Here is a 16,888-nt window from a genome sequence, read left to right as displayed (position 1 = left end):
ACATACTCCTCCTCGGGGAACCTCACCCTATTTCTTAGATCTAATTACGGTGAATCTTCTTGATGGTTTTAACGTAACCTTTCCGTTTGTGAAAAGAAATAGACCTATATTGTTTTTTCAAGGCAGACATTTTGAGCGGAGATACATAGGGACCGCTCATATTCAAGCTCTTATTCAATGCAGGTCTTAAGATCATCTTCTCAGGCCTTGTTGAATAAAGAAAATTGCCATATGTCTCAAATTCCGAGAAGGCAAATTGCTTGGAAGTATTCATGCTTTTGATAATTGCTGAATACCAGCTTCTGTTATGTCTAAGCTCAATTTCTTGCTTCAACTGTTTAATTTTCGATTTTTCAAATAACATGTAGTGAGTCACGAAAGACAAGCGAGACGAGCGGCTTTTTCCCATTAATTTTTTATACGTATGGAAGTATTCGCCTTGACTCCAGTTTCTACAGTAAAACACCGTCTTGTTCCCTATTTTAAAGACGTGCGGTCGGATGAGTATCGTGTCAGCATCAATGACCAAATAGTACTTTGAACTGCCTAATGTATCGCCGTTCATTTTTAGCAGCTGTTGATAAAGCCATCCAGACCGATTCCATGTTTTTCCTTGATAATGAATATTTTTCTTCGTTATAGGCAGCACGGTATCTTCGTGAACGAATCTACACTTCTTTCGTGAACAAAGATCAAGCATACGCCCGGTCCGCGGAGCCACGATAATGATTTCTCGGATTGGGTGCTTCACAAATTTTCTAACGGCATCAATAACATGGGGAAGGGTACCTAAATCTTTCTCAATCGCGGGGATTATCACGTCAATGGGGGTTGTCATTCTCTCATCTCTCCATAATCAAATTGTCTGATTTATGATATGTAGCGATAAAGAAATGGGGTGGGTAAATTGACGTGGAATCCATGTATTTAACAATATTAATAATTTTCTTATAGCAGAAATGAGGGCGCTCATCTTATTAATTCTCATGTGCTTCTCATCTTCACCTTGTAAAGTACATGTGAATGCTCGTTTAGGAGCATTCACATTAACGAAAAGGATGATGAGGATGAGCTTCACTGAGGTAGACTATCGTGTGTTTCAACTGATTAACGATTTAGGAAATAACATTTCCATATTAAATCCACTCATGAAGATCCTGGCTTCAAAAGCAGAGTATGTATTTTATGTCGGTGTTGTTGTGTACTGGTTTACAAGACAAGAAAAGCATCGTCGTATGGTTGCACAATCATTATTATCCGCATCCATCGCGTTAGCAGTCAGCGGTGTATTGGGTGTTTTTTTCTATAGAGATCGCCCCTTTGTTACACATTCTGTTTTGCAATTGATTCCACATCCAGCGAATGCTTCATTCCCAAGTGATCATGCAACCGCAGCCTTTGTTATCGCCGCATCAATATGGATCTTCCGAAGGAAAGCTGGTTATGTATGGCTCATTCTAGCTGCGTGTATTGCTTTCTCGAGAATTTGGACTGGCGTACACTATCCATCTGATGTCATCGGTGGTGCAGGGATTGGCATCATAACCGCTATACTTGTAAATCAGTTATTCTTACGTTCTACAAAGGCGCTGAAATATTTGAACTTGTTTATTCACGGATATGAAGTCGTCGAATCGAAAGTCTGGCGCAGGAAAACAAGTCCATGAAAGCATCTGCTTCAAACAGAGATCGTCACTCCAAAGCAGTCTCCCGCGTCGAGTTCGGAAGTAGCACGGTAATGCGGGCTTACCAAGAGATGGAACGGGAGGGGTTGACGGAGGCATTGGACGAAAACGAGAAGGTGTGGAATCTCTCGAAGGGGATGCGAGCTAGCAAGACGGTCCGGTCAAAAAAGGAAAAGTAGCAGTATCTGACTTAGCACAATTATTCAAGAAGATGGGCTTGAATCTAAAGTATTAGCTACTCTAATAAGGAGATTTGCTACCTGTTCCATTTCGCTTACCTGAAACTCTTATTGCTGGTGCCATCATAAAGTTTATCCAAAATATAGATTTGCAACCATGTTCCCAAAATCCATGTAGTAGAAAACACACCAAACCCCCACCAATACTTAAAGACGTTTAAATTAAATATATATAACAGATAATGTTGCAAGAAGAGAAAACCTGATACAATAATATACCACCACCACTTAGGCTTTAAAAAATATGTGGTCATTGCAGTAATTCCCTGTAAAAATGTTAAACCGGCATACATCGAAGCTGCATTGGCGGAAGGGGTCGAAAACCAATTGGCTGTTAACGTCTGAACTCCAAACAAATACATGAACCAGCCAGGTGATGTGAACCAATTTATACCCAATAATCCAAACAAAATATAAATAAAATTCAAAACTCGGCCGTTTCCTTTTAGGCTTTTCATATATATTAATTTTGTTAAACCAAAAAGAATGATAAGACCAACAAATGTCATCCATGTCCGGTACCAATTATGACTATAAATACCTAAAAATAAAAACAACTCTTCTACTAGGCAGTATAGAATGGTACTAATTACATACCAATAAAACTTTAGATTACGAGCTGCTAGCAAAATAGCTGTTGCTGATACAGACACCTGTGAAAAATAATTACCAATAATCGATTCATTGTGCCAATAATATTCAGCATGAGGAAGCTTAAAATGTTGCCATGATTCTGGTAAAATCTTTGGGTAGTATGAATAAGACTTAAAGTCAGCCATGATAATGATTTCACACATAACAGTTGCTCCCACAATACTAATAAACAAACCCAATAAAATCTTTTTTCTTTTGTTGTTAATTATCCCAAAAGTTAGTTCAATAATAGAGACAATTCCTAAAATTATATACCAAATTGTATTGGTCCAGAAATATTTCATTCTATGCTCCTTCTTTTGATCACAATATCAACTTAATAGTATAGTATTCAACAAAAAAATACATTTCATACTGAAATGAGCATTTTTCATAAACCTGAGCCCCTGTTTCGCCCTTCCACATCATCGGAAGTGGTATTCCATAAGGATGATATTTATGACGCTTCAGCAAATGTTATCCAAGAACATAGTCCTAGGAATAAATTACTTTCATTAATGCCGCGTAAATCGCGGTTTTTTTTATTTTATAGGATCAAGTTCTTGTCAAAACCTAATGACAAGAACTTGATCCCATTCCCGACAGAATCATATTCAAGCGTTATTTGTGAAATTCAGGATTGACAATCTGAGAAAATAGAAATATTCTAACAGTACACTAGTTCACTAGTGTACTGTTTTGCGGTGCAGAGGAGGGTAGGACCGTGCAGCTTAATTTTAACAGCCCGAAACCGATTTACTTGCAGATGGTCGATGAGGTCAAGAAAGCGCTAGCCAGAGGCGAGCTAAAGCCTGGGGACAAAATTCCATCTCACAAGGAACAAGCGCAACTTTTACAAGTGAATCCGAACACGGTAATGCGGGCTTACCAAGAGATGGAACGAGAAGGATTGACGGAGACATTGCGAGGACAGGGTACTTTTATCAAGAATGATCCTGCAATCTTGCAATCAATTCGTTCCGAAATGGCGCAAGCCGCGGTTCAGCAATTTATTGAAGACATGCGCGGTCTGGGCATTGAGCCGGAAGAAATGGCGCATATGCTCCGTGATACGTTAAACAAGGAGGGATAAATCGTGTCCAATTCAGAGAATCCGTATATGATCGAATTGAAGGCTATACATAAGAAATATTTATTAAAACAAGCCGTAAGAGGGATTGATCTTCAGATCCGAAAGGGCACGATTGTTGGCTTGCTGGGGCCAAATGGCAGCGGCAAATCAACCTTGCTCAAGATGCTGGCCGGTTTAATTTATCCGACTTCAGGCAGCATTCTCATAGGCGGCAGAAAGCCTGATGTGCACAATAAGCAGCATGTGGCATACTTACCTGAAATTGACCATCTCTACGGGTGGATGACGGTGAAGGAAACATTGCGTTTTATCGCTGGATTTTATACCGATTGGGAGGAAGAGAAGGCAGTAGCATTGCTTCTTAAGATGGAGTTGGACGAAAACCAGAAGGTTCGAAATCTCTCGAAGGGGATGCGAGCTAGGTTAAAGCTGATCGCTGCTTTGTCTCGTAAGGTTCCGCTTGTGCTGCTAGACGAGCCGTTCTCCGGCATTGATCCTTCGTCACGGGCAAAAATCATTCGTTCCATTATTAGCGAGTTCCAGTCCGAGGAGCAGACGATCGTACTGTCTACCCATTCGGTGAATGAATCGGAACCGATGTTTGACGATGTCATTTTTCTACAGAATGGCCAGATTACGATATTTGACTCCACTGAAAATTTGCGCGCGACATACGGTTGTTCGTTAGAAAACATATGGGAGAAGGTGTACGGGTAGATGGCCGCTTGGAATCTATTTAGAAAAGAAGTAAAGAGTATACTCCCCCTATATGGCATTTTTGCGGTGGCAGTTCTACTTATGCATCTGATTGTTCTCTTTAAAAGTGCCGTCATCGACATGGATGTCACCATGGTGCTAGCACTCATGATGCCCTATCTATTTCTAGCTGCGATAGCTTTGGGTACGGGCTACTATCAACTCTATACGGAGTGGAAATCGAACTCCATTTATCTTCTCCTTTCGTTGCCGATTCGAGGGTGGAAGGTGCTGACAGTAAAGCTGGCGGCGGTTATGACGCTGCTTATTCTATCCTGTGTATGGATCGCGGCTAGCTATGCCATTCTGCTGCTCCGGACCCAGTGGGGAGAGTTAACCGTAAGCGAGGATTGGTCTTCGATTATGCCTAACCTGCTTACTATTGCGGGGAACTTCTTTTGGATGGGACTTCTAACCCTCCTGTTGCTGCTAATCTTGGTGCAGTTTACCTATCTATGCGGCCAGCTTGTCGCTAAATTTAAATGGATTGTGATGCTAATCGCATTTCTCGGTATCCTATGGCTAGTTCTGCGGATTAGCCCTTTGCTAGCTGCTCTTCTGGCTTGGATGCCAGAAATGGGGATTGGCGGACAGGCATCATCTGATGTGGTTTTCTTACACTCGGGTGCAATTATAGGAATTTCTCTGCTTTGCGTTGGTTTAACGGCGCTAAATGGGTTTATTTTTGAGAAAGAAGTGGAGGTGTGAGGATGTTTGTCAGCCAAAAAAGGAGTGTTCTTCTCGCCTCGGTTGCGTTTCTATTCTTGCTCTCCGTCTTTGATATTACGTTCTTCGAGGAAGACATCTTTGAACGCTTTGGTAAGCAATTTGTGAATGAACAAAAGATGAAAGAGATTAGCGGGGCTAATCGCGCCTTTACCGTAACCGCTCAGCTTCAATCGGAGATCGCGAAGAAAGACATCCAAGAAGTGCTGCTTGCGAGTCGTAGAGGCAAAGTAACGCTGATGCGTTCAGATTCCTCCAACATCCGGTTGGACTATACGATAACCGCAACAGGGGCGAATTCAGAGGCAGCTAATCGCCGACGAGAAGCGGTCAAAGTAGAAGAGAACATTCAGAATGGACAACTTTCCCTTATGACGAAGGCGAATGGCAAGTCTATCGATCCAGATTATGTATCCGTTGATTATGTGCTCTCTCTGCCTGATGGTATGAAAGCGGTGATTCAGAATGAAGATGGGACTGTACGAATCAGCGGCGTGAGTGGGAATGTGTCGGCTTCCTCCGTAAGCGGCCTTATGGAAATCGTGGATGTAAAGGGAGAGCTATCGGTGAAATCCACATACGGCACCCTTTATATCGCCGATATCACGGGCAATGTGGATCTAGTTAGCCGCTCTAGTAAAGTGAATATGGACCATACCCAAGGGAATTTGGTGTTGGATAACCAATCGAGTACTACGTATTTAACGGACATTACGGGTAAAGTTACTGGGAAAACGCAATATGGATCGGTTTATTTCCGGGAAATAAAGGGCTTCGTGGATGTGAATGGTCGCGGTACCGATATGCAATTCGATCATATGCAGGGAGATACCCAAATTGTGTCGAAAGCAGGCGGCAATATGACCTTCATTTTACCGAAGGATGAGGGGTATACGCTGGATGCTGCGGTAAGTGGGGGACGCATTCAGACACTGCTTCCGCTGCCCATTCAAAATGTGAAGGACAGCGAATATGAAACCCACATGAGCGGCATCGTGGGCAAAGGAACAAGAAAAGTAGACATCAGGATGAAGTCAGGCGACTTGATCGTTCAAGGCAAATAATGAACAAATGGGAAAAGGAGAAGACGTATGAGTAATGAGCCTATCGTAAGTCTGCGCGGTGTTACGAAGCGAATTGGCCGTACCAAAGTCATTGATAATTTGACTTTCGACGTGCCGAAAGGCGAAATATTCGGATTCCTGGGGCCTAACGGCGCTGGAAAGACGACAACCATCCGCATAATGGTTGGCTTAATGTCTATTACACAGGGTGAAATTGTAATTAAAGGAAAGAACATTTCAAATGAATTCGAGCAGGCTATTCGCCATGTTGGTGCCATTGTCGAGAACCCTGAGATGTACAAGTACTTGAGCGGTTATCACAACTTAGTTCATTATGCACGCATGGTGCCAGGGGTGACGAAGGAGCGGATCGACGAAGTCGTCAAGTTGGTAAGGCTGGAGAAGCGGATTCATGACAAAGTGAAGAAGTACTCGCTGGGTATGCGTCAGCGATTGGGTGTGGCGCAAGCGTTGCTCCACAGGCCGTCACTGCTCATTTTGGATGAGCCTACGAATGGTTTGGACCCTGCGGGGATTCGTGAACTCCGCGATTACTTGCGGTATTTGACGCGAACTGAAGGCATCACGGTGATCGTGTCCAGCCATTTGCTGAGCGAAATGGAGCTAATGTGTGACCGCGTGGCGATCCTTCAGCAGGGGAAACTTGTCGATGTGAAGACGATCCAAGATTTCATGCAAGAATCGAAGGATGGAACGCAAACGTATCTGATCGAAGCTTCGCCGTCTGAACGGGCTCATGCAGCTATCGCGGGGATGACTGGCATAAAAGAGGTGAAAGTCGTTCCGGAGGGTGTGGAACTCGTGACCGAGCGGGATTATATACCTGACATTCTAGCTCATCTCATGCGTCAGGATGTGCGCATCTTTGGGGTTCAAGTGGTTCGACAATCGCTGGAAGATCGGTTCTTGGAAATGACGGGAGGTGAACAAGTTGGTTAATTTAATTCTGAACGAAAATATGAAGCTATATCGGCGAGTACGTACATGGCTCATGGTCGCCATTATGATTGCAATTGTATTCCTTGGCAGTTTCATGGATTGGTATTACGATGATAAATCGGGAGAAACGGATGCATGGCGGAATCACGTGGTTGAGCAGAAACAGGAGCTCACCGAAAGGCTAAATGAGCCGAAACTGAGTGAGGAGAATCGAGCGTACATTCAAGAGAGATTAGCCATATTCGATTACCACCTGGAACATAATATTCACCCGGAAGGCGGGACGATGTGGAACGGTATTGATACTTCGGCGGAGTTAATTATCTTAATCACGTTGTTCACCGTCATCGTAGCGGGGGATAGCTTGGCTGGGGAATTCACGACGGGGACGATCAAGCTGCTGCTGATAAGGCCTGCGAACCGTACTAAAATTTTAGTATCGAAATATTTATCGATGATTATATTTGGTTTGCTCCTGCTCGTCATCCTATTTATCGTTTCCGTTCTATTGAACGGGCTGCTCTATCAGTTTGAGCACTGGAACATGCCGCTGGTAAGCATGAATGATGCTGGCATCATCGTTGAGAGTAATATGTTTGGGAACCTATGGAAGACATATCTGCTGAACTGCGTATCGACCGTCATTTTTGTCACGATGGCCTTCATGATCTCCACAGCTTTCCGCAGCAGCATTATGGCGATTGGCTTCTCGATCTTCGCTCTCTTCGCGGGCATGATCTTTATGGAGCTTCTGCAGCCTTACGCGTGGAGTAAATACGTGCTGTTCGCCAATATTGACTTATCGCAATATCTTAATGGACGTCCGTTTCAGCAGGGGATGACGATGAATTTTTCAATTCTCATGTTGAGCATTTATTTCATTCTATTCAATCTAACCGCGTGGCTTGTGTTTACGAAGAGAGACGTAGCTGCGTAACATTCTAGCATGCAATACGGGAAGGGCATAAGAATTAATGTTAATACTTCTTCAGATATAGTGGATGGAAAGTTGAGCTATAAAATTTGGATAACACCATACAGCGAGTAATTTAGAAATCAGTTGTTATAATTTGAATGTAAAAGCGGAGATCAAAAATCTCCGCTTTAAATTTGGCGACGATAGCATAACAAAAAAGGAGCAGACATCACTGTGCTGCTCCCTGTCTTAATACGAACTGAATTGGTTGCCTGTTGATTCGTGTCACAAAATTGAATTGGGTGAACTGTTCGGGATAAATCTGTTTTTGGTAGTTGTACCTGATACGGTATGAGTGTGCCCGTTTGCTTCTGTAAATACTATCGTGAAGCGGTGAAAGTGATTCGGACCGCCACCATGTGGACCAACACCGTTGATGGACAGGCCTGTTCGACCAGAGTACGTATGCCGATGTCCATTTTGCGTTGTAGTCACCCCGTGAAACGTGTGAAAGTGCGAACCGGGAACTAGCACGACGACGTCTGAAGAGTTCAGGAACAGATGTCGATGTCCCCGATTGGCAGACGTAACACCGGACATAATGTGGCGAACACGATTGACAGTTGGACTACTGCTACTCTTCAATCTGCTACACTTCAATGATCATCAACCACCTTCATATAAAGTAATACAGTAGCATATTTTGCGTTTGTAGAACTTGACACAGGCATTTGAAACAGTTTAATAGACCAAATCTAGTGAAAACGCATCCAAGTAAGTAGTGCGGCGGCGAAGGAAACTAACTTTACCACAAAACTATGAGAAGCGAATAATTTTTTGGTACAATAATACTAATCTAATAGCGTACACAAAGGAGATTAGTAAGTATGCCGCCGATTCTGAAAAGCTTTCTTAAACTGGCTCTCGTCATTATTGTAATTGTCATTGGATTTAAGGTGAATTGGCTCGTGGGGGTTGCTGCGATTGTGGCGATTCTAGGTTATTTTATTTATGCAAATCGATCTGGCTTCTATGCGCAGAGGGGCAATTTGGCCTATATGAAGGGTGATCGTGAGAAGGCGCTCATATGGATGGAAAAGGCATATGTCTCGAAAGCTTTTTTGCCGAAGCATCAGATTGGATATGGCTATTTGCTAATGAAGACAGGCGATCTTTCCAAGGCTGAGCAAATGTTCGATGAGGTTCTGCAATCCGCCAAAACAACGGAGATCCGTATGCAGGCGAAGCTCAATCTGGCAACGGTATATTGGCTGCAAGGTAAAAGAGACGAAGCTCTGCAAATTTTGCAAGAACAAGCGAACGAGGTTAACAATACGCTGGTATTTGGGAATTATGGGTATTTTCAAATTTTGCATGGAGACTTAGAAGCAGCGCTTGCCTACAATTTAGAGGCGTATAGTTATAACGATAGTGATCTAACTATTATGGATAATTTGGCGCAGAATTACTACATGCTTGGACGTCTTGAGGAAGCAGCGGAGATGTATGCCAAAGTGGTTGCAAAAACGCCTAAACACGCGGAGTCCTATTATTTCTACGCACAAACGCTTCAAAAGTTGGGTCGGACACAAGAGGCTCGTGAGCAGCTAGAAACAGCGAAGGAGAAGGAACTTGCGCTCGTGACTCCTTTAAGTAAGGAGGATATTCGTGCACTCGAGAGTCAATTGAGTAAAGCTGAGCCCATCACCCTATTGCCACTAAGATAAGCATGACATGATGAATAGGATGTAGCCTGCTCCCGCCATCTTGGTGGTAAGCAGGCTGTTGTTGTTGAGATCAGGATTATTCTTACTGTTGATGGACATTAATTCCCCGGAAACAAAAGAAGCAGTCGAAATTATGATGCGGAGTTATGCGTAACTTCCAGGGAATGTAAACGTCTAAATAAAGTAAGGAACGAGGAGGCAGACTTTTCATGGGAGGAACGAATGTATGGGATGCGGAGTGGGAGGTTAACGAAGAGCAGGCGCGGACGCTGATCGGCAGACAATTCCCTCAGCTGTCATCGAAGCAAGTGAAGCGACTGGGCTGGGGCTGGGACAATACGGTTTTTCTCATCGGTGACGAGTACGTGTTCCGGTTTCCAAGAAGAACGATTGCAGTTGGCTCGATTCGTATGGAAGGGAAGCTGCTACCGAAGCTGGAGGCATATATGACCATTCCCTATCCGAAACCGTTGTTCTATGGCGAAGCAAGTGACGAATACCCGGCACCATTTCTTGGCTATGCCTACTTGCCAGGAGATTTCCCCATCGGTTTGACGGAAGAACGCCGGGCTTTATCGGCAGAGACGCTGGCGAAATTTTTGCGGAGATTGCATGAGTTTCCGGTGCAGGCGGCGCTGAAGTGCGGAGTTCAGCAAGATCATCGAAGCTTGACGGACATAGCATCGCGCAAAGTGAAACTGGAGGGCTTTCTATCGAAGGTGGTTGAACACCTGTCGCCGGAGGAGTCCGGTGTGATCGAAGCGTATATTAGCAGGCTGCAAACGGACCGTGTCGAAGCGGTGAATGCACTGCTACATGGCGATCTTCATTTCAAAAATATGCTTGTGAATGAGAACGGGATCGTTTCCGGCATCATTGATTGGGGCGATCTGAGCGTAGGCCATCCGGCTTGCGATTTGAGCGTTGCTTACAGCTTTTTACCACCTTACGCTCGTGGCGAGTTTTTTGAAACTTACGGAGGAGCGGACGAAGAAACGAAGCTGCTGGCGCGGTTGATCGCGGTTTACATCCCCGTACTGATCTTGATGCAAGCGGTCGATGACGGGAATGAAGCGATTGCGGCAGAGGCGAAATCCAACATCATGCGAGCACTGTCGGATTAGGCTCATTATTTCGTTGCAGCTATGGGGCTATGGCTATCGGCACCATTTTGTCGTTTAAAGGCCGCGATAAGGTACGATTCGCCTTCTCTGATGCCGCTTTATGTTGAGGAACACGAAATTCAACAGAGTAAGTCGTTGCGCTAACGAGGAACGATAGTTCAACAATCAGGGAGTAGATCGCCGCGGCCGGCAGCTGCTCCCTTTTTCATTCAAGTAACGGGAGTGCGATACCAAGATATGGTAATAATATTAAAACTCACCCATTTGAGAGAAATTATGGGTGAGGTGAGTAAATGAAAAGAATATTGATGTTCATTCTAATTCTTTCCATTGGGATAATAGTATCCATTCAATCAGCAAATGCTTCTAAACCAAATATAACCATTGATGATGTAAAAGGGAAAATGCCTTTTGAAGTATTAGTTCCACAAATTTCGGATAAAGATTGGAAGCTAATTGTAAATCCGTATTCGAAGAATAGTGAAAATGACCCTCAGGTTCTCGGAATCCACTATGTAAAAAATGAGGATATAATGTTATCGATTCTTGAATCAAATTCACTCGTCGATGGAATTGGTGGTATAGAATCTGATGAGGCAATGATCGTCGACATTAATGGGAATAAAGGTTACTTCGCAAAATGGGCTTCTCCTGCGAAAGATCAAGAAGGTGGCAGTCTTGTGTGGATACAAGGTAACACCATTTGTAGAATGGTAGCGTTTAAATTAGATGAAGTTGAGATGATAAAATACGCCAAAAGTATGAGATCAATCAACCGATGATAATTCGGAAAAACTTCCAGTACATAGTTCTTTTAGTGAGCAAAGACAGCGGTAGCCGGCCAAAAGATAGGCTGCTTTTTCATTTAGCGGAATATTGAAATAATCGTGAAGGAAGAAAAAATCTGCGAAATTACACAACTTAGTATTTGATCAAGAAAAGATATTGCGATAAAATCAATTTTTTTTGATCAATATATTGACACCACTTTTTATTAGTGGTAAATTTAGGTTGCAAATTAAATCAAAAAAACTTGATTAAATGGACGGGAGGAATTACAATGAATTTGAACATTTACTCGATGGAAAGCGAGATGCTTCAGCGTAAAGAAGAAATCGAAAAAGCTGCAGCTGTTGCATGGCAAGAAAATTGTGGAAGGGATCAGATTCAATTATTCAAGACTATGATTTCAAAGTTTAAAGCTGTAGTTAATACTACTTCAACACATATACAAACTCAAGCAGTTTGCTGCGACTGCTGCTAAAGTATGAAGAAGGGTGGAGACCCAATGATTAAAGAAATACCACTTAAGCAAGTCAATGAGCCAAACGTATCCTTAAAAGAGTATGAGTCCAAATTTAAAGCACTTGCTGATGAAAAGCGATTGCAGATCATGTATGAGCTTACGCAACGTGGAAACACCTGCGTCTGCGACCTTACAGAGATCGTCGATATGCCACAGTCTAAACTCTCATATCATTTGAAAATTCTGTTGGATGCAGGAATGATTACGAAGGAAACGCGCGGCACCTGGAGCTATTACGAGATTAATCAAACAGAAGTAAGTAGAATCCTATCTGAGCAGTTGTGCTGCATTTTTAAACCTGCCCGGAATGATAGTAGCGATTGCTGCTAAATTTTTTTGAACTATAAATCAAAATTATTTGATTTATACTAGGAGTGAAAATGAAGAAGAGGTTACTTGCAGAATTTATTGGTACTTATTTTTTGGTCTTTGCCGGCCCAGGTGCAATCATTATTGACGACATCACTAAGAGCATTACGCATGTTGGGGTTGCCATGACCTTTGGATTGGTCGTTATGGCTCTCATATATACGTTTGGGCATATTTCAGGTGCTCATTTTAATCCCGCGGTAACAATCGGTTTTATGGTGCGTGGTGATATGACGGCACGAAATAGCCTATATTATATCGCCATACAGTTTACCGCAGCGACTGCCGCGAGTTACACACTTCGTTTGCTATTTGGCAATATTGCGAATCTAGGTGCAACGTTGCCAAATTCAACAGAAGGACAATCGTTTATTCTTGAGTTCATTCTAACGTATGTTCTAATGATGGTCATTTTAGGATCGGCCGTACACGGTAAAGCAGTCAAAAGCTTTGCTGGTATTGCAATTGGAGGTACAGTTGGACTCATGGCAATGTTTGCTGGTCCCATAAGCGGAGCCTCCATGAATCCAGCACGGTCGTTGGGACCGGCTATCATTTCAGGCGTAACGCAACATTTATGGGTGTATTTAGTGGCAACTGTTTTTGGTGCTATTGCTGCTTCACTGACATATAAACAATTACATGAATAGGAGAATTGATAGCAAATGGAAAAGAAACTGGTGTATTTTCTTTGTACAGGAAACTCCTGCAGAAGCCAAATGGCAGACGGGTTTCTGAAAGCGTTGGGTAGTGACAAATATGAAGTAAAAAGTGCAGGACTGGAAGCACATGGACTTAACCCTCGAGCAGTGCAAGTTATGGATGAGGCTGACGTTGATATTACAAATCACACATCAGATGTAATCGACCCTGAAATCCTTCAAGAAGCCGATTACATCATTACGCTTTGCGGCCATGCAAACGATAATTGCCCGGTCGTACGTAATGATAAAGCAGAGCGGTGGCACTGGGGATTTGAAGATCCGGCAAAAGCAACGGGTACAGAATTAGAAGTAATGGCTAAATTTCGTGAAGTTAGAGATTCCATTAAAAACCGTATAGCGCGGTTTGTGAAAGAGGGAAACTGACCATGATAAAAAGAATGCATGTAGCAGTAAACTGTAGTGATCTCCAGAAATCCCTGGATTTTTATAAAGCTTTTTTCGGAACAGAGCCGACTAAAATTAAAGAGAATTATGCCAAGTTTGAACTTGAAGATCCAGCGTTACACTTTTCTTTAAATGTTCGTTCATTTGAAAAAAATGGGGTTCTTAACCATTTGGGGTTTCAAGTGAATGATACTAAAGATGTACTAGCGATTGGAGAGAGGCTCCGCCAATCAGGTTTGCTTCTAATTGATGAAATGAACACAACATGTTGTTATGCCGTGCAAGACAAAGTTTGGGTTTATGATCCTGATGGGAATGCATGGGAAATCTTTTATACAAAAGAAGATTCGGAATTTGAAAGCGCAGGACCACGTGACGATATTTCACTTTGTTGTGTTCCAACTGAAACTACATCAGCAGCAACAGCTGAATCTTCATGCTGCACAACAGGTCCAACAGGTCCGACCACCATTAAATTAGAATCATTCAAGAATGAGAAAACTTGTTGCAATTAAAGAAGAGGTATATGGTGTATTGTCGGGAGACAAGAACATAGTAACATTAAATGCCGCATAAATTGCGGCTTTTTTGTTTTTTGTTTTAGGCTACATCAAGATGATGGATTGCTAATTAAATAAAGGATGGGTGACGGTTTAGATAAAAGTAAAGTTGATGAGATTTGTGCAGTATTATTCAAGTTAGCCATCGAGTGGGAAAATGATGATAAGATATCGAAAGAGGCAGTAGATTACTTTATTCATATAGATCCCGTTATAAATGCAACCTTGAGTCGATATCCGAGAAACAAGCAAGCAGAAATTTTAATAGTGCTTGATACAATAATGGACAAAGTGAGACATTGTTTATAATAACTACGTTACGCTAACGATGAACCATAGCTAAATAGACGAAAAAAACATGGCTGCCGGTGAATCCGTGGCTTTTTTAAGGGTGGAACTATGGAAAAAGATGTTACAATCAGAGCTATAAACAAAAATGAATTACCCAAGTTATTGGAGCTATATAAACATTTAAACAAAGATGACCGATTTAAATATGCACTATATGCTTGACACAAAATTGTTTTCATTAAAGAATTCGAAAAAGCTTGAGCAAACAAGCTTTTTTTATTTTATGTGGCAAGCCTTATTAAGCTAACGGACACGATAGCTGAATAAAGACACCGCGGCAGCCGTCCATGATGATCGGCTGCCTTTTCCACGATAACGGGAGGTTTGTTGAATTTGAAAGCGTATATATTTGTGTCGCCGAACACGACGACAGCAATAAAATAATAAAATAATGTCGGAGGACAAGAACATGTGCGCTTAGCCGAAATGGACAAGAACATATAGCCATACTCGAATTAAAAGCGGTTTTACGGATGGATGATGATGATGGATGGCCACCGATCATGCATCTCGGGTAAGTAGCTATAGCCGTATGTATAAAATACAAGAGAAAGCCACCCCGTGTGGTAGCGGCGGCTCTCGAACGATTATTGGAAGAGGCCTTTGCGTTTTAGCGTTAGAGAGAGAATATTTCAAAGAGACTTCTTTAATCCGTATCATAAGGGCAATACGGAGTTCCAATATAATGAGCAACTTAACTACTTTATTGTCTCAGTGCTTTGGAGAATTGCTATTAGCGGAATAAATCATAGTGTTCCTCAAGGCAGTAACGCTTATGAAAAACTTCAACAACTGAAGGAAGAGTGGCGTAACTTGCTCTATAGTAACGGTACAACTACGATTACTAGTTCGCAACATGTATACTTGGCTGACGATCTAGAGAAAGTATTTGTTAAAGCGAAAAAGGAGAAAAGGCGTTTGTATTCATATTTTATGCGCATTCTTGACATATGTGTACTTTCTGATGGTGATAACTTAATAATATACGCAAAGTTACCAGGCATTTTACTATTGTCTTACGTAGTTCTCTCGTGCATGACGGGTAGCAAAGCTGTGACGCAGATTATGTACAGAGAGTGATGGTCGACCGACTGGAAGCAAGAGATGAAATAATTTTGGGATTACTTGGCTTGCAAAAAGGCTCATCCGGGAGGCGCTCTTGTCAATATTGCCTGTCCAAAGAGATTACATATACAAAGCAAACGAGATTAGAATATACCCAGATCTTAAGAATGGAATATCGCCTGAAGAATTAAATATTGCCAGATGAAGGATTGTAGATCCCCTGAACAATTATAAATTTACAAGAACCCCCTAGGTTTGTAGACTTTAAATTAAATTCCACATAGAGAGGTGAGATCTTGAAAAGTGCAGTTTCAGTGCTTGTTAAACACAAGTACGTATATTTAATGCTGCTTCCGGTACTTGCATACTACTTTCTATTTCATTATGTTCCCATGGCTGGCGCAGTAATAGCTTTCAAGAATTATACTCCCGGTCGGGGGATTCTGGATAGTCCGTGGATAGGCTTAGCTAACTTTAGGGACTTTTTCCAAAGTGTGTATTTATGGCGGCTCGTAAGGAACACCTTAACCATTAATTTATATGAGCTGCTGATCGGGTTTCCCGCCCCCATTATCCTTGCGCTTATGCTCAATGAAGTCCGAGGTCGGATCTTCAAGCGGTCTGTACAGACGATCACCTATTTGCCACATTTCATTTCTGTGGTCGTTACAGTAGGCATTGTGCTGGACTTTTTTTCCTCGGATGGCATTATTAACGCACTGGTTACGGTTTTCGGTGGAAAGCCGGTCTCCTTCATGACAGAGCCTAATTTATTTTATTCCATCTTTGTCGGCTCTAACGTATGGCAGCAGTTGGGGTGGAGAAGCATCATCTATCTGGCTGCACTAAGTGCCATCAATCCAACTTTGTACGAAGCGGCGAACGTGGATGGGGCAGGCAGGTGGGCTAAATTAAAGCACATCACCTTGCCGGGTATTATGCCGATCATCGTCATCATGCTGATCCTGCAAATTGGCAATATGATGAGTGTGGGATTTGAGAAAGTCATGCTTATGTACAATCCGTCTATTTACGAAAAAGCAGATGTCATTTCCACTTTTGTATACCGCAAAGGATTGCAAGATATGAACTACAGCTACAGCACAGCGGTCGGTTTGTTCAATTCGGCAATCAACTTTATGTTGCTGATTCTGGCAAACACGATCAGCCGCAAAGTAAGTGAAAATAGCTTATGGTAGGAGGTG

At 42.5% G+C, this 16,888-nt stretch carries 18 protein-coding genes; 16 read left to right on the top strand and 2 right to left on the bottom strand.

Annotated features, from left to right (window positions below):
* Positions 1–40: 40 nt before the first annotated feature.
* A complete protein-coding gene (locus ABE504_RS16285) occupies positions 41–838 on the bottom strand; it encodes a DUF6492 family protein (protein ID WP_430090521.1) in 798 nt (265 codons plus the stop codon).
* A 229-nt stretch (positions 839–1,067) separates the two neighbouring features.
* Here ABE504_RS16285 and ABE504_RS16280 point away from each other — a divergent pair, with 229 nt between their 5' ends.
* Entirely contained in the window at positions 1,068–1,667 is a 600-nt protein-coding gene (locus ABE504_RS16280; protein ID WP_430090519.1) for an undecaprenyl-diphosphatase, read from the top strand.
* Between the two features lie 292 nt (positions 1,668–1,959).
* On the opposite strand, the gene ABE504_RS16275 is transcribed toward ABE504_RS16280, so the two are convergent.
* Entirely contained in the window at positions 1,960–2,862 is a 903-nt protein-coding gene (locus ABE504_RS16275) for a hypothetical protein (protein ID WP_430090517.1), read from the bottom strand.
* A gap of 419 nt (positions 2,863–3,281) precedes the next feature.
* Here ABE504_RS16275 and ABE504_RS16270 point away from each other — a divergent pair, with 419 nt between their 5' ends.
* The 15 genes from ABE504_RS16270 (at position 3,282) to ABE504_RS16200 (ending at position 16,882) form a co-directional block, all read left to right on the top strand.
* The gene (locus ABE504_RS16270; protein ID WP_430090515.1) at positions 3,282–3,650 is read left to right on the top strand and encodes a GntR family transcriptional regulator; all 369 of its coding nucleotides are present in this window, start codon (positions 3,282–3,284) and stop codon (positions 3,648–3,650) included.
* 3 nt (positions 3,651–3,653) lie between these two features.
* Complete coding sequence (locus tag ABE504_RS16265; protein WP_430090512.1) at positions 3,654–4,367, top strand: ABC transporter ATP-binding protein; 714 nt, start codon at positions 3,654–3,656, stop codon at positions 4,365–4,367.
* Positions 4,368–5,114 (top strand): hypothetical protein, encoded by a 747-nt coding sequence (locus tag ABE504_RS16260; protein WP_430090509.1) that lies wholly within the window; start codon positions 4,368–4,370, stop codon positions 5,112–5,114.
* A gap of 2 nt (positions 5,115–5,116) precedes the next feature.
* Positions 5,117–6,196 (top strand): hypothetical protein, encoded by a 1,080-nt coding sequence (locus ABE504_RS16255; protein ID WP_430090507.1) that lies wholly within the window; start codon positions 5,117–5,119, stop codon positions 6,194–6,196.
* Positions 6,197–6,223: 27 nt separating this feature from the next.
* Complete coding sequence (locus ABE504_RS16250; RefSeq protein ID WP_430090504.1) at positions 6,224–7,156, top strand: ATP-binding cassette domain-containing protein; 933 nt, start codon at positions 6,224–6,226, stop codon at positions 7,154–7,156.
* The gene (locus ABE504_RS16245; RefSeq protein ID WP_430090501.1) at positions 7,149–8,093 is read left to right on the top strand and encodes an ABC transporter permease; all 945 of its coding nucleotides are present in this window, start codon (positions 7,149–7,151) and stop codon (positions 8,091–8,093) included. The genes ABE504_RS16250 and ABE504_RS16245 overlap by 8 nt, the downstream gene beginning before the upstream one ends.
* A 947-nt stretch (positions 8,094–9,040) precedes the next feature.
* The gene (locus ABE504_RS16240; protein ID WP_430090498.1) at positions 9,041–9,799 is read left to right on the top strand and encodes a tetratricopeptide repeat protein; all 759 of its coding nucleotides are present in this window, start codon (positions 9,041–9,043) and stop codon (positions 9,797–9,799) included.
* Positions 9,800–10,008: 209 nt separating this feature from the next.
* Entirely contained in the window at positions 10,009–10,923 is a 915-nt protein-coding gene (locus ABE504_RS16235) for a phosphotransferase (RefSeq protein WP_430090495.1), read from the top strand.
* 293 nt (positions 10,924–11,216) lie between these two features.
* On the top strand, positions 11,217–11,705 hold the full coding sequence (locus tag ABE504_RS16230) for a hypothetical protein (protein WP_430090493.1): 489 nt from the start codon (positions 11,217–11,219) through the stop codon (positions 11,703–11,705).
* Between the two features lie 278 nt (positions 11,706–11,983).
* On the top strand, positions 11,984–12,187 hold the full coding sequence (locus tag ABE504_RS16225) for a hypothetical protein (RefSeq protein ID WP_430090490.1): 204 nt from the start codon (positions 11,984–11,986) through the stop codon (positions 12,185–12,187).
* A gap of 24 nt (positions 12,188–12,211) precedes the next feature.
* Positions 12,212–12,559, top strand: a complete 348-nt coding sequence (locus tag ABE504_RS16220; RefSeq protein WP_430090488.1) for an ArsR/SmtB family transcription factor — start codon at positions 12,212–12,214, stop codon at positions 12,557–12,559.
* Between the two features lie 50 nt (positions 12,560–12,609).
* A complete protein-coding gene (locus tag ABE504_RS16215; RefSeq protein WP_430090486.1) occupies positions 12,610–13,248 on the top strand; it encodes an MIP/aquaporin family protein in 639 nt (212 codons plus the stop codon).
* Between the two features lie 15 nt (positions 13,249–13,263).
* Positions 13,264–13,686, top strand: coding sequence for an arsenate reductase (thioredoxin) (gene arsC, locus ABE504_RS16210; RefSeq protein ID WP_430090483.1), 423 nt, complete (start codon positions 13,264–13,266; stop codon positions 13,684–13,686).
* Between the two features lie 5 nt (positions 13,687–13,691).
* Positions 13,692–14,222 carry an ArsI/CadI family heavy metal resistance metalloenzyme gene (locus tag ABE504_RS16205; RefSeq protein ID WP_430091356.1) on the top strand — a complete coding sequence of 177 codons (531 nt, stop codon included), beginning with the start codon at positions 13,692–13,694 and terminating at the stop codon, positions 14,220–14,222.
* A gap of 1,955 nt (positions 14,223–16,177) precedes the next feature.
* Positions 16,178–16,882 (top strand): ABC transporter permease, encoded by a 705-nt coding sequence (locus ABE504_RS16200; protein WP_430090480.1) that lies wholly within the window; start codon positions 16,178–16,180, stop codon positions 16,880–16,882.
* Positions 16,883–16,888 lie beyond the last annotated feature (6 nt).

Source organism: Paenibacillus oryzisoli, assembly GCF_050467285.1.
In the GTDB taxonomy this organism is placed as follows: Bacteria; Bacillota; Bacilli; order Paenibacillales; family NBRC-103111; genus Paenibacillus_E; species Paenibacillus_E oryzisoli_A.
The sequence above is the reverse complement of the archived record's forward strand: the minus strand, read 5'-3'. Positions and strand labels throughout refer to the sequence as shown.